This is a genomic window from Halorussus salilacus (genome assembly GCF_024138125.1).
Classification (GTDB): domain Archaea; phylum Halobacteriota; class Halobacteria; order Halobacteriales; family Haladaptataceae; genus Halorussus; species Halorussus salilacus.
Genome location: NZ_CP099993.1, coordinates 1,835,305 through 1,854,739, shown reverse-complemented (window position 1 = coordinate 1,854,739; position 19,435 = coordinate 1,835,305). Strand labels below are relative to the sequence as shown.

Sequence of the window (19,435 nt, the reverse complement as noted above, 5' to 3'; positions counted from 1 at the left end):
AAAACCGACGAAAAAGTGTGAAATTTTTGGCAGTCCGGGTGTGAGAATCGAACCCACATCTCAGCCTCCACAAGGCTGAAGGATAACCACTACCCCAACCCGGACACGCACGTAGTCGTAGCCGTCGGCGATTAAAATACGTTACGACTCGGTGCGAGACTGATATTCGCTCACAGTCCCGAGACGGCACCCACGTCCGAAACGCGGGGTGACGACACGCTTTTGACCGGGACGCCCCAATTCCCGCGCAAGCGTGGCCATCACGGACAAGATATACGTCAAGAACCACCGCCAACTCGGCTCCCAGTTGGAGACCAACATCCCCAAGGGGGCCTTCAAGGGCGCGACGCTCGACATGCTGTTTCAGGGCGAGAACCTCGCGCAGTTGGACGACACGACTCAGGAGCGCGTGCTCGACTTCGCGGAGGACTTCCTCGACTGCGACTGTCAGGCCAATCCCTACTGCGGGTGTGCGGAGAAGAAGTTCATGCGTTACCTGCTCGAACTCCGCGAGCAGGGGCTCGGCCCGGAGGCCATCGTGGACGTGATGACCGACGACTACATGGTGTACGCCTATCCCGGAGACGTGCTCTCGTTTCTCGACGACTCGGTCCGGACCCTCGAAGCGGTCGAGGAACTGGCCGACGTGGAGGATGACCGCGAGATGGCCGACGAGGCCCGCCGGAAGAAGCGGAATCTGTCGGGCTAACCCAGCCGGTAGGTCTCCTCGGTGTCGAGTTCCTCGTCCAGTTCCTCCAACTGGACGACCTCCTCGACGCTCTCGTCGCTCTCGACGCGCTTCTGGAGGTGGGTGACGTACTGCTTGTGTTCCTGTAACTGCTCGCGGAGGTGTTCGGCCTCCAGTTCGAGTCGCTCGTGTTCGCGGACGAAGCTCTTGGGCACCTCGACCGTCGGCGGGAACTCCTCGCCGTCGGTCGCCTCGCCGACCTCGCTCTCGGGGACGACCTTCACCCGGCCGTCGTGGGCGACGAGCGTGTCGACGTAGTCGCGGAACACCGCCGACAGCGAGAGGTCGCGCTCCTCGGCTATCTCGCGGAGCGTCTCGAAGGAGTCCTCGTTGACCCGGAACGAGATCGTCTTGTTCTTGTTGCCCATCTCGGTGACACGTCGGACGCGACGCCACTTAATGGTTCGTCAGACGCCGGGCGGAGTTAGCGGGCGACTGCCCCGTATACTTGGGGTCGAACCTACTTGAATTCGACCCCGATTCCGTTCGGTTGGGAACCGGATTCCCCCCTCTTGCCCGAGCGGTCCGTAACGACGTTCGATGAATCGGGAGCAACGCAGTCGGCCGACGGTAGCGCTCGACGCGCCGCGGAGGGGAGGGGTGGAGGTGGGACGATGGTAGACCCGGTAATCGCCAGCCGACTCCAGTTCGCGCTGACGACCATCGTCCACATCATCTTCCCCGTGATGAGCATGGGACTCGCGCCGTTTCTCGTCTACTTCACATGGAAGGAGATTCGAACCGGCGAGGCGCTCTACGAGCGCCTGCGCCGGTTCTGGGTCAAGATATTCGCGCTGAGTTTCGCGGTCGGCACCGTGACCGGCCTCGTGCTGGAGTTCGAGTTCGGCACCAACTTCGCGGCGTTCTCGACCGCGGCGGGCGAACTGTTCGGCGGGCCCCTCGCGGTCGAGGGGATGATGGCGTTCATGCTGGAGGCGACGTTCCTCGGTATCTTCGTCTTCGGGCGCGAGCGCGTCTCCGACCGGCTGTACTTCGTGTCGAGCGTCCTCGTGGGGCTGGGGACGTGGCTGTCGGCGGTGTGGATTCTGATCGCGAACTCGTGGATGCAGACGCCGCGGGGCTTCGAGATGGCGACGCGGGGCGGCCAGCCGGTGGTCCTGCTGACCGACCCGCTGGCGGCCTACGCGAATCCGCGGTTCCCGTGGATGTTCGTCCACATGCAGAACGCCGCGGTGCTGTCGGTCGCGCTGTTCATGGCGGGCGTGGCGGCCTATCACATCTACCGGCGACGCCACCTCGATGTGGTCGATTCGGGCAACCTCGACGCCGAGTTCTGGCGGACCACCCTCAAGGTCGCGCTGGTCGTGCTCGTGATCACCGCGCCGTTTCAGGTGGTCCACGGCGACGCCTACGGTCGACACGTCGCCGAGACCCAGCCCCAGAAGTTCGCCGCGATGGAGGCGGTCTGGGAGACCGACAGCTACGTCCCCGAGTACATCATCGCGTTCCCGACCAGCGTCGAGGACCTGACCGACCCGCGCGCCAAGGACATCTTCGGTATCGGCATCCCGGGCGGGGCGTCGTGGCTCGCCAGCGGGGGTGACCCGCAGGCCGAAATCCAGGGACTGAACGAGTTCGGCGAGGCCCCGCCGGTCGCCATCGTCTTCTGGTCGTTCCGCCTCATGGTGGGTCTGGGATTCTGGTTCGTCCTGCTGGCGTTCTGGGCGGCCTACCGGTGGTACTCGGGCGAACTCTACGAGGACCGCCTGCTCCACAAGGCGCTGATGGCCTCCTCCCTGCTCGGCATCGTCGCGGTCGAGGTCGGGTGGGTCGTCACCGAGGTCGGCCGCCAGCCGTGGGTGATTCAGGGTGTGATGAAGACCGACGCGGGCGTCTCGCCGAACCTCACTGGCGGGGAGGCGACCCTGACGCTCGCGGGGTTCGCGGTCGCCTACCTCGGCCTGCTCGGCCTCTACACGTACGTCGTGGGACGGCTCGTCCGTCGCGGACCCGAGCCCGCGCTCCCCGAGAGCGAGCGCGAGGACCCGACGGTCGTCGAGTCGCCGGAGGCGAGCGTCGATGATTGATCTGCCCGTCTCGTTCGGGACCCTCTGGTTCGGTATCGTGTTCGCGTTCCTCGGGGTCTTCCTGTTCCTCGACGGCTGGGACTTCGGGGTCGGCGCGATATTCGCCACCCGGGAGGACCCCCGCGAGCGCGAGCAGTGTCTGGCCGCCATCGGTCCCTTCTGGGACGGAAACGAGGTGTGGCTGGTCGTGTTCGGCGGGGCGCTGTTCGCCGCCTTCCCGCCGGTGTACGCCGCGCTGTTCAGCAGGCACTACCTCCTGCTGTTCGGCGTCCTCGGCGCGCTCATCCTCCGGGGACTCGCGCCGGAGATGTACGAACAGCGCCACGACGAGGCGTGGCACCGGTGGTGGGGCCGGGCCTTCGTCGTCGGGAGCGTGGGCGCGCCCCTCCTGCTGGGAATCTTCGTCGGGAACTGGCTTGTGGGCGCGACCGGCCTCGCCCTCACGAGCGTCGTCGTCGGCCTCGCGGTGGTCGCGCTCACCGTCGTCTCCGGGGCGGCGTTCCTCGCGCTGAAGGTCCGCGGCCCCCTCCGCGAGGAGATGGCCCATTACGGGACCCGGGCCGTGGTCGCCTACCTCGCGCTCGTGGTCGTCGCGCTGGCGGGCCTCTGGACGCGGCCCGCGTTCCGGGCCGAACTCCTCACCGGCCCCGCACTCGCGCTGGTCGCGGTTTCGGTGGTACTCGCGGGCGGCTACGCCGTCGCCATCCGACGCGACCGCCGGTACGCCGCGCTCGCGGCGTCCGGCGGTCTCACGGGCGCGCTGGTCGCGCTGGTCGCGTGGCTCCGGTATCCGGTCGTCGACCCGGTGGCGGGCCTGACCGTCGAGTCGGCCATCATCGGGTCGCCAGCGGTCGAACTCCTCACGGTCGGTGCCGCGATACTGATACCGCTGGTGGTGACGTACTTCGCGGTGCTCTACTCGGCGTTCAGCGGGCCGATAGACGCCGAGGAGGCGTACTGACCGGCCGGAATTTTGAGGGCGCTCGCCGCCGTGGCTGGAACGGTGGCGGGCCTCAGTGCGGCGGTGGCGGGCCTCAGCGTGACGGTGGTGAGCGTCGGCGTGACGGTGGTGAGCGTCGGCGTGACGGCGGTGAGCGTCGGCGTGACGGTGGTGAGCGTGGCTCTCGGGGTGGGCGTCACCGAGATACCCGCGGGGAGGTACGTCGACCTCGCGTGGAGCGTCGCGGAGTTCCTCGTGGCGTTCGGGGCGGCCTACGCGGTCGGGCGGTGGGGAGTCGAACCGCTGGCAGAGCGGACGCTCGACGCGTGGCGCGTCGACCGGACCGCCGCGAACGCCCTGCTGAAGATACTCCACGTCGCGGTGCTGGTCGCCGCGCTCCGGGTGGCGCTCGACGTGGCCGACTACGGCTACCTGCTGTCTCTTCCCCCGACCGTGGTGGCCGCGCTGACGGTCGCGGTCGGGTTCGCGAGCCGGGACATCGCCTCGAACCTCGTCGGCGGGGTGTTCATCGTGACCGACCCGGAGTTCAACATCGGCGACTGGATCCGGTGGAACGACCGAGAGGGCGTCATCGAGGACATCAGCTTCCGGGTCACCCGGGTCCGGACCTTCGACAACGAACTCCTGACGGTGCCCAACTCCCAGCTCGCGACCTCCGCGGTCGTCAACGCGGTCGCCAAGTCCCCCCGGCGGGTCTCTCACACCCTCCACGTCGACGCCGACGCCGACCTCGGCCGGGTCGCCTCCGTCCTCGTCACCGAGGCCGAGGGCCACGAGGAGATACTCGAACGCCCGACGCCGACCGCGCGAGTGGTGGAACTGGACGACGGTCGGGCGGGGATGCAGGCGCGGTTCTGGATAGACAGCCCCTCCCGCGAGACGTTCGTGACCGTCAAGTCCGAGTACCTCGGCCGTGTGAGCAGGCGGCTCGCGTCGGAGGGCATCGACCTGCCGCGCGAGCAGAACTAGAGGTACTCCGCGAGCGACGCGACCAGCTTGTTCTCCGCGCGCCGGAGGTGCTCTTCGAGGGTCCGGCGCTCGACGCCGACCTCGGCGGCGAGTTCGGCGGTCGTCACCCCGCGGGGGATGCGGTAGTAGCCCGCCTCGGCCGCCGCCAGCAGGACCTCGCGCTGGCGGGCCGAGAGGTCCGGGAGTGCCGAGTCGAGCGTCAGGAGCGGTCGGTCGGCCGCGACCGATTCGACCTCGCGCTTTGACTCGACGGTGACCGAGTACTCGGCGGCCACGTCCCGATAGAACCCGGTGAGGCTCGCGGGGTCGAGCGCCAGCACCCGGCACCACTTCGCGCCCCGCGAGTACCGGAGCGGCGGCACGAGCAGGCAGTCGTGGGCCGCGAGCATCGGTTCGATGTTGTCGTCGGCCCGCTCCTTGAGGCAGGCGTCGGTGATGAGCAGGCGCTCGTCGCCCTCGACGAGTCGCTCGCGCACGCCGACCGCCTCCTCGACGTGTTCGACGACCGCCGTCCCGCCCGCACCGCCGACGTGGAGGAGGTCGCAGTGGTCGTTGCACCAGAGTTCGACGGTGGTGTCGGTGCCCGCGGTCGCGTCGGCGTACGCGCCGGGTTGCTCGATTCCGAGGACGGCCTCGTGCATCGTTCGGAGATGCAGGTGGGCGTACAAGTAACTTGTTTCAGTCTTTCTCGACTATATTCCAGATAATAGCGATAAGACTATCATCGGGAAATCATTCGAAACGAGTATGTCGGAAGGAATGGTGGCGTCGGACTCGGTCGTCAATCGGTTTCACAACAAACGTCCGGGAGGGATGAGTCTCGTCTCGGTCGCCGTCGCAGTGGACGATATCGAGGCCTACAACGCCGAATATACGGCCGTCGTGAGGGATTTCGCCGAGGAACTGGGAATCCAGATACCGTATCCGATCATCAAGGATCAGGATATCACGCGCTGGCTACCGAACTGGGCGCAGGAGAGCGCTCGCCGCGATATCGTCGAGCAAATACTCGATATCGACTGCATCGAAACTATTCAGATTACGGAAACGTCGCTCAAAACGCAGTGGATAGAACTCTACGGCGAGGACGAAGGCGAGTTCGAGCGGATGAACTCGGACGATTTCATGAACAACGTCCTCTCGTCGTACTACAACGTCGTCTCTATCTGGAAGTACCTCGAAAACGGAACCGGTCGAGGCCGTCCGACCGAGAACCGATACAACATCATGACCGACGATTTCTCCGGGAAAGTGTTCCCAGCGTGGGAAGAGGTCGGTCGGAATGCTGACTCGCTTCGCGTGATTCCACAGGGCGACGTTACCTATCCGCTTCTGGCGACTGCGGACCTCGTCATGGGGCTTCTGAAACAGGAGGTCTACCCGCTGTTTGCGCAGAACATCTACGAACACCTGAAAGACCGGACGGTCGGGTACGTCGACTCGGACAACATCGACGACAGCGAATTAGAGCGTCTCGTTCCTCACAAGAACAAGAGCATTCGAAACGAACTCCATTATCCCAGTCCGACGATTCACATCGACCGCGCTGGAATGCCGAAAGATAAACTCACGTCGCTCGACCTCTTCGCACACGCCTGTCGGTACGCGATGGAAGAGAACGGGTGCGTCAAGTTCTTCGAGGAGAATCAAGATCGAGACTTCCTCTCAGAGGGCGACATCATCGTAAGCTTGAACGATACAGCGGGACATCTCGGAGATTACGCCGAGTTGAATACGAGGAAGTCAGTCGAGGTCATAACTCGCGGCGACGCAATCGCGTATTTCACGAACAGACTCCGGGACTGACGGCTCGGGAGTACTTTTGAAGTCCGGTCCCTGATAGGGGACCGAGGATGAGTCTGTATTTGTGTCCCGGGAAAGGGACTACAGGAAGACGTCCCGGATATGGGACGCGCGTATCTTACCATAATCACCAATTCATTAATATATGTTGCGGTGGCTTCGACGGTGCTACGACCGACCCGACTGGGACTACCGCCACAACATTTTAAAACACCCTCCCTTAGGCGGTGTTCAGCTATTTGCGTCTCGCGCGCGAAGAGTACAATAGAAATGAGCGATAGCCCACAGACCGAAATCGACGCCGACGACGCCGACGCCCGCGCTGGCGCGGGCGTCGGCGAGCCGAGCGACCAGTGGCGCGAGTACCGGGGCGCACCCACCGGCACCGACATCGAGTGCGAGGGATGGCGCCAAGAGGCCGCGCTCCGCATGCTGAACAACAATCTCGACCCGGAGGTCGCCGAGAAGCCCGAGGAACTGGTGGTGTACGGCGGTACCGGCCGGGCCGCGCGGTCGTGGGACGCCTACGACGCCATCCTCGCGGAATTGCGAGACCTCGACGACGACGAGACCCTGCTCGTCCAGTCGGGCAAGCCCGTCGGTCGGTTCACGACCCACGAGAGAGCGCCGCGGGTCCTCATCGCCAACTCCAACCTCGTCGGCAAGTGGGACGACTGGGAGCACTTCCACGAACTCGAAGCGAGGGGCCTCATCATGTACGGCCAGATGACCGCGGGGTCGTGGGCGTACATCGGCACGCAGGGCATCATCCAGGGGACCTACGAGACGCTCGCGGAACTCGCGAGCCAGCACTACGACGGCGACCTCGAAGGGCGCATCGTCGTCACGGGCGGTCTCGGCGGGATGGGCGGTGCCCAACCCCTCGCGGTCACGATGAACAAGGGCGTCTGCATCGCCGCGGAGGTCGACGAGGACCGCATCGACCGCCGCATCGAGACGGGGTACTGTCAGGAGAAGACCGACGACGTAGAGGAGGCCATCGAGAGGGCTCAGGAGGCCGCCGAGGAGGGCGAGCCCTACTCCGTCGGCGTCCACGTCAACGCCGCCGACATGCTGGAGGGGATGCTCGACCGGGGGTTCGTGCCCGATGTGATCACCGACCAGACCAGCGCCCACGACGAACTGGAGGGCTACTACCCCTCGGGGTACACCGTGGCGGAGGCCGACCGACTCCGCGAGGAGGACCCCGAGACCTACGTCGAGGAGAGTCTGGACACGATGGAACGCCACGTACAGGCCATCCTCGACATGCAGGAGGAGGGCGCGGTGGCCTTCGAGTACGGCAACAACATCCGCGGGCAGGTGAACGAGCATCGGAACAAGCGGGACGCCTTCGACTACCCCGGATTCGTCCCGGCGTACATCCGACCCCTCTTCTGCCGGGGGAAGGGTCCCTTCCGGTGGGCCGCGCTCTCGGGCGAGGAGAGCGACATCCACCGGACCGACGAGGCCGTCAAGGAGTTGTTCCCCGAGAAGCAAGGACTCCACCGGTGGATAGACCTCGCCCAAGAGCAGGTCGAGTTCCAGGGGCTTCCCTCGCGGGTGTGCTGGCTCGGCTATCAAACCGATTCGGAAGACGGCCTCACCGAGCGCGCGAAGTTCGCCCTGCGCATCAACGAACTCGTCGCCGAGGGCGAGATTTCCGCGCCCATCGTCGTCACGCGCGACCACCTCGACGCGGGGAGCGTCGCCAGCCCCAACCGCGAGACCGAGGCGATGAAGGACGGGTCGGACGCGGTCGCCGACTGGCCCATCCTGAACGCCCTGCTCAACTGCGCGGCCGGGGCCGACATCGTGAGCGTCCACGACGGCGGCGGGGTGGGCATCGGCAACGCGCTTCACGCCAACAACCACGTCGTGCTCGACGGGTCGGACCTCGCGGCCGAGAAGGCCCGGCGGGTGTTCACCACCGACCCCGGGATGGGCGTGATTCGCCACGCCGACGCGGGCTACGACGAGGCGATAGCCGAGGCCGAGGACTCGAACGTCTCGGTGCCGATGCGGGACAGGGCCGACGAATGACCGGACTGGAACCAACTTTCGACTGGATGGGCACCTCAAGCGACTCCAACGACGAGCAGTTCGGCCATGTGGTCGAACTCGCGAGCATCGACGACGCCGACCGCTTCGACGCCGTGCTGGTCGGGGAACCGTTCGACAGGGCGGTCATCGGCCGGAAGGGGGCCGCCGAGGGGCCGTCCGCGCTCCGCGGGCGACTCGCGGGCGCGAAGACCCACCACTTCGACGCCGGACCCGTGGGGTCGGTCGCCGACCTCGGCGACGTGACCTTCGGTGATTCCGAGCCCGAGTCGGTGATGGACCTCCAAGAGCGCGTCTGGACCATCGCGGCGCGGGTCCACGATGCGGACGCCTTCCCCGTGTTCCTCGGAGGCGACAACTCGATGACCTACCCGAACGCCGCGCCCCTCCTCGACGAGGGAACGCTCGGCGTCGTCAACTTCGACGCCCACCTCGACGTGCGCGAAGTACGGGACGACCCCACGAGCGGGACGCCCTACCGCCAGCTCTACGAGGCGGGGCTGGACGCCTACGCCTGCGTCGGCGCGCGCCACTTCGAGACCTCCACCGCGTACGCCGACTACGTCGCCGAGCGGGGCGGCGAGGTCGTCACTGCCGAGGAGGTCGGCGACGACGGGGTCGAGGCCGCCGACCGCGCGCTCGACGCGATGGGCGACGTGGACCGAGTCTACGTCAGCGTCGATCTGGACGTGCTCGACGCATCGGCCGCGCCCGGCGTGAGCGCCCCGACGCCCGGCGGCATCACGACGCGAGAGCTGTTCCGGATGGTGCGCCTGCTCGGGAGCGAGGACCGACTCGCGGGCTTCGAGGTCGTCGAGTGCGCGCCGCCGCTCGAATCCGGGACCGCGAATCTGACCGCGACCGCCGGGGCGCGCGCGGTCGCCCACCTCCTGAGCGCGCGGGCCGCGGGAGGTGGTCGCGCGTGACCCTGACGGCAGTCGTCCACGACGCCGCGGAGGTCGTCACGGTACACGAAGACGGCGAACTCGGCGTCTACGAGGAGGCCGCCGTGGCAATCGAGGACGGCGAGGTCGCGCGAGTCGGCTCGACCGGCCCGGTCACCCGGGAGTTCCCGCCGGAGAACGCGGCTCACGCGGTCGACGCCTCGGGCAAGTCGGTGATTCCCGGGTTCGTTGACCCCCACACCCACGCCCTGTTCGCGGGCGACCGCTCCGACGAGTTCGAGGCGAAGTTGCGGGGCAAGACGTATCAGGAGATTCTGGCGGAGGGCGGGGGCATCCTCCGGACGGTCCGGGCGACCCGCGAGGCCGGGGACGAGCAACTGCTCGCGAACCTGCTCGGTCACCTCGACACGATGCTCGCCCACGGGACCACCACGGTCGAGGTCAAATCGGGCTACGGACTCGACACCGAGACCGAACTCCGGATGCTTTCGGTCATCGACCGCGCGAACGACCGCCACCCCGTGGACGTGGTTCCGACGTTCATGGGTGCCCACGCGGTCCCCGAGGGCCGAGACGCCGACGACTACGTCGACGAGGTCGTCGACGAGCAGATTCCGGAAGTCGCCTCGCAGGGCATCGCCCGGTTCTGCGACGTGTTCTGCGAGGAGGGCGTCTTCGACGTCGAGCAGTCCCGTCAGGTGCTGGAGGCCGGGACGGCCGCGGGGATGACGCCGAAGGTCCACGCCGAGGAGCTCGCCCACATCGGCGGGACGAAGCTCGCCGCGGAGGTCGGCGCCGCGAGCGCCGACCACCTGCTCCACTCGACCGAGGAGGACATCGATGCGCTCGTGGAGGCCGACGTGGTCCCGGTCCTGCTCCCCGGCACCGCCTTCGGCCTCGGGGCGGCCTACGCCGACGCTCGAACGTTCATCGACGCGGGCGCCGACGTGGCGATAGCGACCGACTTCAACCCCAACTGCTACTCCCAGAGCGTGGGCTTTGCCGCCTCGCTGTCCTGCGTCGAGATGGGGATGACCCCCGCCGAGGCGCTGGTGGCCGCGACGACCAACGCCGCCGACGCCCTCGACCTCCCCGACGACCACGGGACGCTCCGAGAGGGCGCGCCCGCCGACCTCGCGGTGCTGGACGCGCCGACCCACGTCCACGTCCCGTACAACTTCGGCGTGAACGCGGTCGATGCGGTGCTGAAAGACGGGGAGGTGGTCCACCGTGGCTGAACCGGTTCGGGCCGACGGCGAGACCCTCACCCCCGAGGACGTGGCGCGCGTCGCCCGCGAGAACGCCCCGGTCGAGATTCCCGAGGAGTCCCGCGAGAAGGTCCGGGTCGCCCGCGAGCGCGTCGAGGAGGTCGTCGAGAGCGGCGACCCAGTGTACGGAGTCAACACGGGCTTCGGCGAGCTCGTCGACCAGCGCATCCCGCAGGACGACATCGAGCGACTCCAGCTGAATCTGGTCCGGAGCCACGCCGCGGGCGCGGGCCGGGAACTCGACCGCGAGGAGGTCCGTGCGCTCCTGCTCGGCCGACTCAACGCGCTCGTGAAGGGCTACTCCGGCGTCCGCGAGGTGGTCGTCGACCACCTCGCGACCATGCTCAACGAGGGAATCCACCCGGTCGTGAAGTCCCGCGGGAGCCTCGGCGCGAGCGGCGACCTCGCGCCGCTCGCGCACCTCGCGCTCGTGCTCGTGGGTGAGGGCGAGGCGAAGGTAGACGGCGAGCGGATGGACGGCGCGGACGCGCTCGCGACAGCCGACCTCGGACCCCTGACGCTACGGGCGAAGGAGGGCATCGCGCTCATCAACGGCACCCAGTTGACGGTCGGCCTCGCAGCGCTGGCGGTGGTCGACGCCGAGCGCGCGGTCCGGGCCGCCGACGTGGCCGGGGCGCTCACGACCGAGGTGACGATGGGGACCACCGCCGCCGCCGACGACTCCATCGCCGGGGTTCGGCCCCATCCGGGCCACGCCGAGAGCGCGCGCAACGTCAAGCGCCTCACCGCCGATTCGGAGGTGGTCGAGTCCCACCGCAACTGCGACCGGGTGCAGGACGCCTACTCGATTCGCTGCCTGCCGCAGGTCCACGGCGCGGTCCGGGACGCGGCCCGCCACCTGCGTGAGGCGGTCGAAATCGAACTCAACAGCGCGACCGACAACCCCCTCATCTTCGACGCCGACGAGACCGACCCCCGGGCGTCGGGCACCGAGAACGCCGCCGTCCTCTCGGGCGGCAACTTCCACGGCGACCCCCTCGCCATGCCGCTCGACTACCTGACGAACGCGATGACCGAACTCGCCGCCATCTCCGAGCGCCGGGTCGACCGGATGGTGAACCCGAACGTCCAGGAGGACCACCTCCCGCCGTTTCTCACCGAGGGCAGCGGCCTGCGCTCGGGGTACATGATAGCCCAGTACACCGCGGCGGCGCTCCTCAACGAGAACCGCGCGACCGGACGGCCCTCGATGGACAACACGCCGGTCAGCGGGAATCAGGAGGACCACGTCAGCATGAGCGCCCAGAGCGCGTTCGACGCCCGCGCGGCGGTCGAGAACGCGACCACGGTGGTGGGAATCGAACTCCTCTGTGGCGCGCAGGCCGCGGAGTTCCTCCCCGACGACCTCGACCACGGCGTCGGCACCGCCGCGGCCTACGAGGCGGTCCGCGAGGTCGTGGCTCCGCTGGTCGAGGACCGACCCGTCCACGAGGACGTAGAGCGCGCCGACGCGCTGGTGGCGTCGGGCCTGCTCGAAGAGCGCGTCGAGGACGCGCTCTTCGAGTCGCTCGAATAGCTCAGCCCGCGTTCCGTCCGGGTGCGGGCGGATCGTCGGAGTACTCGGCGTACAGCGAGTACGACAGCGCGACGAACCCGACCGTCGTGACGACGCTCCCGGCGAGCATGCTCGCCACCGGGGACGCCCCGGTGGCGAGGTAGGTCACCCCGGGAAGCACCGCCCCGAGGGCGACGAGGGCGACCGCGAACGCCACCAGTCGCAGGCCCTGCAGGCCGGTCCGGCGGAACGCCCCGAAAGCGAGCCACGCGACGGCAACGCCGAGCGCGACGACGAGCGCGTCGAACGCGAGGAGGAGCGTCGAGAGATCGGCCATCTGCTCACCCGAGGAGGTACCGGAGCGTCGGGTATCGCTTCGCGACGCTCGTCTCCTCTAGGTACTCGTCGACGCCGAGGATTCGACCCGCGCCGAACGCCCCGAGACCGAACAGCAACAGCGCGTAGACGATGTGGTCGTCGATGACGATGCCGTTCTCCAGCGGCAGGCTGGCCGCCCAGTAGAACACCATCATCACCGCGCCCCAGAACGCGCTCCAACGGACGAACGCACCGACCAGTAGCGCGAACCCGACCAGCGTGAGTCCCCACGCGTTGAGCGGGTCGATGAGCCACAGCCAGTCGCTCGCGAGCGTCGCCCACAGCCCGGTGAAGGGGTTGCCCGCGGGAATGGCGTTGAGCAGGAAGCCCTCGGCGGACCACTCGGGGTCGAGCACCTTCGTGATTCCGGCGTAGAACAGCGTCCACCCCATCACGACCCGGAGGCCGAACAGGGCGTAACCAACCCACGTCTCGGAGTATTCGAAGTCGGTGCGTCGACCGAACAGCTCGGTTTCGAGTTGGCGGGTGGACATGGTGGGTCACCTCACGTCTAGTGGTCGTCCCACGAACCACTTCAACCGACCTTCCGAATCTCGGAATCTGAAAACAGGGTCCCCGATTTATCAGGTTCGATAGGGTACTCTCGCGCATGTACAGGATACTCGCCGCCATCGGCGACGACGAGGAGCGCGCGCTCGAACAGGCCCGAACCATAACCGGCCTGCCGGGCGTCGGCCCCGAGGTGTCGGTCACGCTGTTCCACGACTTCACCGACAATCCGGAAGGGGCCTCGGTTCATCAAGTGGCCGCGGTCCGCCGGGCGGCCGAACACCTCGAAGACGAGGGCGTCGAAGTCGGCTACGCGGAGTCGAGCGGCGCGCCAGCCGAGGCCATCCTCGAAACCGCCGCCGACATCGACGCCGACCTGCTGTGTCTCGCGCCGCGGGGCCGGTCGCCGACCGGCAAGGCGTTGTTCGGTAGCGTGACCCAGCAGGTGCTCCTGGAGGCGACCCGGCCCGCGCTGGTCCTCGGTGCGGGCCGCGAGAAGCCCGGGTCCGACTAGTCAGCCGTCCCGGACGCTCGATTTTTTGGGTCGTGCTCCGGGGACGGGTCGGCCGAATCGCCGGATTCGGCCGAATCCCGACCCTCGGTGCTCGGCCGGAAGACGCCGTGTTCGTCACAGTCGTACAGGTCTCTGAGGACGTTCTCGCACGTCCGTCCGCAGTACGGACAGGCGCGGGTCGCTTCCTCGGCGTCGGTGGCGGCGTCCAGCTCGCGGTAGACCTCGCGCCATCCCGCGCTGGGCGACTCACGCTCGCGGGGCATTCGTTCCTCCGTGACACCGGAAACACCCCTCGCGGAGCCGTGGGTCGGTGCTTTCGAGGCCGCAACGCTCACACCGCCAGAAGCGGTGGTCGCGTCTCCCCTCGCGGTCGCGGCCGACGTGGGGCCCGGTGACGGTCCCGGTACTTTCTTGTGACCGTGGCGTATCCGTAGACATTGGGCTGCTCTGGTCTGGGCACGCCCAGCGTGCGGGTGCTGGTACCACCCGGACGCGTTTCGGAGCGCCGACGCTGGGCTCTCTGTCTCTCGGCCCACTCCTCGTCGCGTAGCGTCCCGCCTACCTCCCCCCGAAAGTCGGTTCGTTGTCGATTCTCGTGGCGGTTCGGTCGCCCGAACCCGAGGCCTACGCCTGCGGCTCGGCCTCGGGTTCGGGCTCGTCGGTGTCGTCGTCAGTCGCCTCGTCTTCGAGGCTTTCGAGCGCCGAGATGGCCGTCTGCTGGTAGCGGTCGAGGGGGAGGTCGTACTCCTCCTCGGCCATCCGGGCGTACTCGTTAGCTCCGGCGGCGATGCCGCCTTCGTGAGACGATTCCGCCGTCTCTCCCTCCTCGAAGGCGGCGATTCGGTCGAGGGTCCGCTCTGCGGTCTCGACCACCCATCGGTCGCGGGTCGCGGCGTCGACCAGCGTGATGGACTCGGGTCGCACGGAGACGTTCACGTCGCCCTCGTCGGTCTCGTAGGTCCGGGGCTTGCCCGTGATGGCGACGTACGCCGGTGGTTCGAGTTCCCGGAGCATGCTCGCGGCCTCGGGCTGGTACTGGCCCGCGTAGACGAAGAACGGGTCGCCGTTCGGGTCCACGACCCGGCCCTGCCAGTACTCGCTGTCCTCGCCCACGTCCTCGGTCTCGGTGAGCGTGCCGACCACGAAGATGCGGTTGGCCTTCTCGCCGGTCGGCAACAGCGCGTACACCGGGGCTCGCTCCTCGTCCGACTCCTTGAACGTGTGGGTCGCGTCGTTGAACTCGCGCGCGAACACGCGGCGGGCGACCTCTCGCATTGGTGCTCCACTCATGTCACATCGACCTCGCTTTGATGAGAACGTCCTCGGCGTTCGTCGGCCCGGCCAGCTCCTCGACCTCGTCGGCGAGGAGGTATCGGCCCATCGTGGGGCCGCGAACCCGGTAGTACTTTCCGAGGGTCCGCTCGCGCATCTCCTCGGCGACGACGGTGGTGTCGAGCGCGTCCATCGCCATGTCCTGTGCCTCTTCGAGGCCGATGCCGGTGAACTCCTCGGTCGCCTCCTCGTCGAGGATGACCTCGCGGACCTCCTCGCCGTCGTCGAGGACGCCCTTGATGCGGAGGTCGAACTCGCCCTCGACCTCGCCGTGTTCCGAACAGCGACCGTTCTGGAGCACGCGGGTGCAGTCCTCCTCGGGACAGCGCTTGATGAGACCCGAGCCGCTCTGGATGTCCACAAGCGCGCCCTCGACCTCGGCGGTGTCGTCGCCGACCTCGATGTCCTCGTCGAGTTCCTCGATGGTGGTCGTGCGGTTGAGCTTCACCGAGTAGTTGCCCTGGTACTCGTCGGTGACGACGTTCCCGAGGCGGTAGACCTTCCCCTCCTCCAGTTCCGGGAGGTCGGACTTGGCCCACTTGGTGAACTTGGTGGTGCCGGTCTCGTCGCCGAGCAGGCCGACCTGCCCGACGGCGTCGCTCCGGGGGTCCCAGAGGTCGACGACCTTCGCGGTGAGGCCGATCCACTGCTCGTCCTCGTCGATGTCCTCGACGTTGACCTTCTCGGTACCGCCGCCACCGGTCCGGATGTCGTCGCGTTCGAGGCCCGCCTCGTCGAGGTAGTGGCTGACGACGCTCCGGCGCGCCTCTTCGAGGGGCACCCGGTACTCGTTGACGAGGTTGTCGAGGCGCTGCTCGACCTCGTCGGCCGTCAGGTCGAGATGTTCGGAGAACTGTTCGCGTATCTCTTCGGCGTGCTGGCGCACATCGCTCATGGTGTATCCGTCTCCGCGTCGTTTTCTTCGGGAGACATGCGAAGGGTTTGTGCGCTATGGTATAAAAACCTCGGTGAGTGCGGAGTGGAAGTGAAAGTGGAACTCTCGGACGCTCTCGCGGTATTTTGCGGCTACCGACCGTCGAGCGCCAGCGCCGCCCCGAGCGCCACGAGGACCGACCCCGAGACCCACCGCAGGCCGTCGGCGAGTCGGGGGCGAGCGCGGAACGCGGTCCGGACCCCGCCCGAGAGCAGGCCCACGCCGCCCAGATACAGCGCGGTCAGCGCGGCGTAGGTCCCACCGAGCGCCAGCATCTCGGCGGTCGTTCCGGGACCCGACCCCACGAACTGCGGGAGAAAGGCGAGGAAGAACAGCGCGACCTTCGGGTTCAGGACGTTGACCGTCACGCCCCGCAGGAATCCGCGTCTGAGGTCGGCGTCCCCGGACCCGGGGACGCCGACCTCAGACGCGGAACCCGGTCTCGAACTCGACCCCGCGAGGTCGTTCAGGTCGCCGCCCCGAAGGAGCGTCTTCGCGCCGAGATAGACGAGGTAGGCCGCCCCGGCGTACTTCACGACGGCGAAGGCCAGCGCCGAGGTCCGGAGCAGCGCCGCGAGGCCGACGGTCGCCGCGACGGTGTGGACGAGGATGCCCGTGCTGACCCCGAGCGCCGAGGCGAGACCGCCGCGCTTGCCCGCGCCGACCCCCTGCGTGAGGACGAAGACGGTGTCGGGGCCGGGCGTGAGGATGAGGGCCAGCGCCGCGCCGACGAACACGAGATAGGCGTGGAGGTCGATGGTCGGGAGCATCGGCGTCGGGGACGCTTTCGGGGCCGCCGGAAGTAAGCCTCACGCTCGCGCGCCGACCGCGCCGGGGCGCGGTCGGCGCGCGAGCCGATTGGAGTGAGGTCACGAGTCGCCGGGCGTGAGGCCCCGGCTCGTCGATTCCGGGGGCCGCGGTCGACCTACGTCCGCCACTCGCCGACGTACTCGCCGGTCGAGTCGGCTGGCGTCGTGTACGTGCGGTTCGACCCGGACTCCCACGTCACGCTGCCGTCGTCGGCTATCTTGACGAACTTGAACTCGATGTCGGTTCCGGCGGGGACGTTGACGTCGAAGTACCAGTCGGGGTACTCGTGGACGACCCGATTGAAGAACGGACCGACCGCGCGGTCGGTGTCCCAGTCCCCGAGTTCGTGGACGTTTCCGACCACGTAGACGTTCTCGCCGGTCTCGGTTTCGGCGTCCTCGGCGACGAACCGGACCGAGACCTGTTCGCCGCTCAGCACCTCGAAATCCGCGAACGCGTCGCTCTCGACACCGTCGGCGTCGGTGACGGTGATGTCGTAGAACCCACCGGCGACCGAGGGGACCTCCGCCTCGATTTGCGTGTCGCTCCACGAGACGACCGACGCGTCGGTCGACCCGAACCCGACCGACCCGGTCGAACTCCCGAAGCCCTCGCCGCTGAGGGTCACGGTGTGGCCGGGTCGGCCCATCGTCGGCCCGACGTGGCCGAGCGTCGGTTCGGTGGTGTCGCCGGTGTGTTCCCACACGCAGACGGTCTTGGGCCCGAACGAGAAGGTGTCGATTGAACCGTCGCTCCCGACGGTGGTCTCGAAGCCGTCGAGGAGTCCGTCGAGGTGGTCCTCGTAGGTCCCCTCGGGGAGCGCGGTCGACAGGCCGGACACGTCGTAGGTATCCTCGCTGCGGTTGATGCCGACCAACACGACGTTGTCGCCGAACTCGCGCTCGTAGAAGAACACGTCGCTGTTGACCCACCGCTGTCGGGTCCCTCCGTACGCGAGCGCGGGGTTCGACCGCCGGAGGGGCGCGAGCGTCTTGATTATCTCGTAGGCGGTCGTCGTCCGGTCGAACGACGGCATCGGCTTGCGGTTCTCGGGGTCGTTGCCCCCGGTCAGGTACTGCTCGGTGCCGTAGTAGACGGTCGGCGTTCCGCGCGAGGTCAGCAGGACCGCGAGCGCGAGGTCGGTGTTGACCTCCCCGTCCTCCACGGTGAACCGCTCCATGTCGTGGTTGTCGATGAACGGGACCTGATCGACCACCTGATCGTGTTCGCTCGCGGTCTCCTGAAGCACGTCCCAGAAGTCCTCCCAGTCGTCGTCGAACTCCCGGAGGACCTGCCGGAGCGACTGCCCGAATCGGAAGTCGAGCAGGCTCATCCCGCTGTCGTTCGAGAAGTCGTAGTAGCGCTGGCTCGACTCGCCGGTGCCGAGGAACCACTCGCCGAAGGTGAACACCGGTTCGTGGTCGTAGATGGTGTCCATGAGGGTCTTCTGCCACTTCGGAGCCATGTGAGCCACGGCGTCGACCCGGATGCCGTCGATGCCCCTGTCGAGCCACGCCTCGATGGCGTCCTTGAGGTATCGGTCGATGAACGAGTTCTGCTGGTCGAAGTCGGCCAGATTGTAGAGGTTCCGGTATATCTGACCCTCGTAGCTGGAGTAGTCGGTCCCGCCGTTGTGGTGGAAGTAATCGTCGGGGTCGTCGCTGTACGACGCGACGCGCTCGCCGTCGTCGTAGAGGACGCCGTCCTCCATGTCGCCGTCCTCGGTCGAGGGGGAGGTGTGGTTCGGGACGAAGTCCATGACCACTTTGATGCCGTTGTCGTGGGCCACGCTCACCAGTTCCTCGAAGGTGTCCATGTCGCCGAAGGACTCGTTGGCGTCCTCGAAGTCCCGCGCCCAGTAGCCGTGGTACGACGTCCCGATGTCGGGGTCGGCCGAGGTCACGTTCTCGAACGGCGGCGATATCCACAGCGCCGTGATTCCCATCTCGGTCAGGTATCCGTCCTCGATTCGGTCGATGATGCCCTGCCAGTCGCCGCCACAGTACTTCCGAAGGTCCGAGCAGTCGTCGCTCGCGAGGTCCCCGTCGGGGTCGTTTCCGGTGTTACCGTTCTCGAACCGGTCGGTGATGATCTGGTAAATCACGTCGTCGGTGTAATCGACCGCACTCCCGACGCCAGACGGTTCCTGAGTCGCGTAGGTCAGGTCGCCCAGTTGCGCCGCTCCGGCGGCGTTGCTTCCGGCCCAGCCTATCGACGCGAGTCCGAGTCCCTTGAGTAGCGTTCGTCGTTCGAGGTTCATTCTGAAATCTGCGTTGAAAATGTTCAACAAACATTTTAAATCTTTCCCCCAGTCAGATAGAAGAAATAATCGGGCGCCGGTCGGAACGACCCCCGACGAACAGACCTATCTTTCCCGAGGCTCTACCACGAATCGACATGGACGACCGCCTCGAAAGCTTCCTCCGCGCGAAACTCCGGTCGGCCGGGCGGCAGTACGCCGACGCGAGGCGGGCCTACCGGAACGCCCGCCAGTCGGCGCTCGCCGACCTCCCGCAGGACGAGGAGGGCCGAGCGAGAATCGTCTGTCGGCGCTACGCCGAGCGCCGGGCCGTCGCGCTCGACGCGCGGGCCCGACCCAGTTGCTTCGACCCCGACCATCCGGACTGCCGGGGATGCGCCGAGGACGTACGCGACGGCCGGGTCGAGACGTGGTGACG

Annotated in this window: 21 protein-coding genes and 1 tRNA gene; 11 read left to right on the top strand and 11 right to left on the bottom strand. The window is 67.4% G+C overall.

Going from position 1 to position 19,435, the window contains the following annotated elements; genetic code table 11:
* Positions 1–32: 32 nt before the first annotated feature.
* Positions 33–104: transfer RNA gene (locus NGM10_RS09575), tRNA-His, on the bottom strand.
* Positions 105–253: 149 nt separating this feature from the next.
* Between NGM10_RS09575 and NGM10_RS09570 the strand changes: the two genes are divergently transcribed.
* Positions 254–709, top strand: coding sequence for a DUF5814 domain-containing protein (locus tag NGM10_RS09570; RefSeq protein ID WP_253477832.1), 456 nt, complete (start codon positions 254–256; stop codon positions 707–709).
* On the opposite strand, the gene NGM10_RS09565 is transcribed toward NGM10_RS09570, so the two are convergent.
* On the bottom strand, positions 706–1,116 hold the full coding sequence (locus NGM10_RS09565; RefSeq protein WP_253477830.1) for a DUF8146 domain-containing protein: 411 nt from the start codon (positions 1,114–1,116) through the stop codon (positions 706–708). The two genes, NGM10_RS09570 and NGM10_RS09565, sit on opposite strands and share 4 nt — an antisense overlap.
* Positions 1,117–1,362: 246 nt before the next feature.
* Here NGM10_RS09565 and NGM10_RS09560 point away from each other — a divergent pair, with 246 nt between their 5' ends.
* Genes NGM10_RS09560 through NGM10_RS09550 form a run of 3 tightly spaced genes read left to right on the top strand, consistent with a single transcriptional unit; the run spans position 1,363 to position 4,726 of the window.
* Positions 1,363–2,796: a cytochrome ubiquinol oxidase subunit I gene (locus NGM10_RS09560; RefSeq protein WP_253477828.1), complete on the top strand. Its 1,434-nt coding sequence runs from the start codon at positions 1,363–1,365 to the stop codon at positions 2,794–2,796.
* Positions 2,789–3,757, top strand: coding sequence for a cytochrome d ubiquinol oxidase subunit II (locus tag NGM10_RS09555; protein WP_253477826.1), 969 nt, complete (start codon positions 2,789–2,791; stop codon positions 3,755–3,757). Before NGM10_RS09560 ends, NGM10_RS09555 begins: the two co-directional genes overlap by 8 nt.
* 42 nt (positions 3,758–3,799) lie before the next feature.
* A complete protein-coding gene (locus NGM10_RS09550) occupies positions 3,800–4,726 on the top strand; it encodes a mechanosensitive ion channel family protein (RefSeq protein WP_253477824.1) in 927 nt (308 codons plus the stop codon).
* Here NGM10_RS09550 and NGM10_RS09545 read toward each other — a convergent pair.
* Positions 4,723–5,367, bottom strand: coding sequence for a helix-turn-helix domain-containing protein (locus NGM10_RS09545; RefSeq protein ID WP_253477822.1), 645 nt, complete (start codon positions 5,365–5,367; stop codon positions 4,723–4,725). The genes NGM10_RS09550 and NGM10_RS09545 overlap by 4 nt on opposite strands.
* A 106-nt stretch (positions 5,368–5,473) precedes the next feature.
* Between NGM10_RS09545 and NGM10_RS09540 the strand changes: the two genes are divergently transcribed.
* The 5 genes from NGM10_RS09540 to hutH all read left to right on the top strand — a co-directional run bounded on the left by NGM10_RS09540 (position 5,474) and on the right by hutH (position 12,300).
* Positions 5,474–6,532: a DUF8203 domain-containing protein gene (locus tag NGM10_RS09540; protein ID WP_253477819.1), complete on the top strand. Its 1,059-nt coding sequence runs from the start codon at positions 5,474–5,476 to the stop codon at positions 6,530–6,532.
* Positions 6,533–6,799: 267 nt separating this feature from the next.
* Complete coding sequence (gene hutU, locus NGM10_RS09535; RefSeq protein WP_253477815.1) at positions 6,800–8,572, top strand: urocanate hydratase; 1,773 nt, start codon at positions 6,800–6,802, stop codon at positions 8,570–8,572.
* Positions 8,569–9,516, top strand: a complete 948-nt coding sequence (gene hutG, locus NGM10_RS09530; protein ID WP_253477811.1) for a formimidoylglutamase — start codon at positions 8,569–8,571, stop codon at positions 9,514–9,516. Before hutU ends, hutG begins: the two co-directional genes overlap by 4 nt.
* The gene (hutI, locus tag NGM10_RS09525; RefSeq protein ID WP_438267136.1) at positions 9,513–10,733 is read left to right on the top strand and encodes an imidazolonepropionase; all 1,221 of its coding nucleotides are present in this window, start codon (positions 9,513–9,515) and stop codon (positions 10,731–10,733) included. Before hutG ends, hutI begins: the two co-directional genes overlap by 4 nt.
* A complete protein-coding gene (gene hutH / locus NGM10_RS09520; RefSeq protein WP_253477808.1) occupies positions 10,726–12,300 on the top strand; it encodes a histidine ammonia-lyase in 1,575 nt (524 codons plus the stop codon). The genes hutI and hutH overlap by 8 nt, the downstream gene beginning before the upstream one ends.
* A 1-nt stretch (position 12,301) precedes the next feature.
* Here the strand turns inward: hutH and NGM10_RS09515 are convergent, their stop codons facing one another.
* Positions 12,302–12,616: a DUF7521 family protein gene (locus NGM10_RS09515; RefSeq protein WP_253477805.1), complete on the bottom strand. Its 315-nt coding sequence runs from the start codon at positions 12,614–12,616 to the stop codon at positions 12,302–12,304.
* Positions 12,617–12,620: 4 nt separating this feature from the next.
* Complete coding sequence (locus NGM10_RS09510; protein ID WP_253477802.1) at positions 12,621–13,151, bottom strand: DoxX family protein; 531 nt, start codon at positions 13,149–13,151, stop codon at positions 12,621–12,623.
* Positions 13,152–13,267: 116 nt separating this feature from the next.
* On the opposite strand from NGM10_RS09510, the gene NGM10_RS09505 reads away from it, so the two are divergent.
* Entirely contained in the window at positions 13,268–13,681 is a 414-nt protein-coding gene (locus NGM10_RS09505) for a universal stress protein (protein ID WP_253477798.1), read from the top strand.
* Here the strand turns inward: NGM10_RS09505 and NGM10_RS09500 are convergent.
* From NGM10_RS09500 to NGM10_RS09480, 6 genes are all read right to left on the bottom strand, one after another.
* On the bottom strand, positions 13,678–13,944 hold the full coding sequence (locus tag NGM10_RS09500) for a hypothetical protein (RefSeq protein WP_253477795.1): 267 nt from the start codon (positions 13,942–13,944) through the stop codon (positions 13,678–13,680). The genes NGM10_RS09505 and NGM10_RS09500 overlap by 4 nt on opposite strands.
* Positions 13,928–14,119 (bottom strand): DUF8118 domain-containing protein, encoded by a 192-nt coding sequence (locus tag NGM10_RS18415; RefSeq protein WP_497007311.1) that lies wholly within the window; start codon positions 14,117–14,119, stop codon positions 13,928–13,930. Before NGM10_RS18415 ends, NGM10_RS09500 begins: the two co-directional genes overlap by 17 nt.
* Before the next feature lie 186 nt (positions 14,120–14,305).
* Positions 14,306–14,971 (bottom strand): RPA family protein, encoded by a 666-nt coding sequence (locus NGM10_RS09495; RefSeq protein ID WP_253477792.1) that lies wholly within the window; start codon positions 14,969–14,971, stop codon positions 14,306–14,308.
* Position 14,972: 1 nt separating this feature from the next.
* On the bottom strand, positions 14,973–15,908 hold the full coding sequence (locus NGM10_RS09490; RefSeq protein ID WP_253477789.1) for a replication factor A: 936 nt from the start codon (positions 15,906–15,908) through the stop codon (positions 14,973–14,975).
* A gap of 131 nt (positions 15,909–16,039) precedes the next feature.
* Positions 16,040–16,717: a LysE family translocator gene (locus tag NGM10_RS09485; protein WP_253477786.1), complete on the bottom strand. Its 678-nt coding sequence runs from the start codon at positions 16,715–16,717 to the stop codon at positions 16,040–16,042.
* 155 nt (positions 16,718–16,872) lie between these two features.
* Positions 16,873–19,017 (bottom strand): alpha-amylase family glycosyl hydrolase, encoded by a 2,145-nt coding sequence (locus NGM10_RS09480; protein WP_253477783.1) that lies wholly within the window; start codon positions 19,015–19,017, stop codon positions 16,873–16,875.
* Between the two features lie 137 nt (positions 19,018–19,154).
* Between NGM10_RS09480 and NGM10_RS09475 the strand changes: the two genes are divergently transcribed.
* Positions 19,155–19,433: a DUF7091 family protein gene (locus NGM10_RS09475; protein WP_253477781.1), complete on the top strand. Its 279-nt coding sequence runs from the start codon at positions 19,155–19,157 to the stop codon at positions 19,431–19,433.
* The last annotated feature ends 2 nt before the right edge of the window (positions 19,434–19,435 follow it).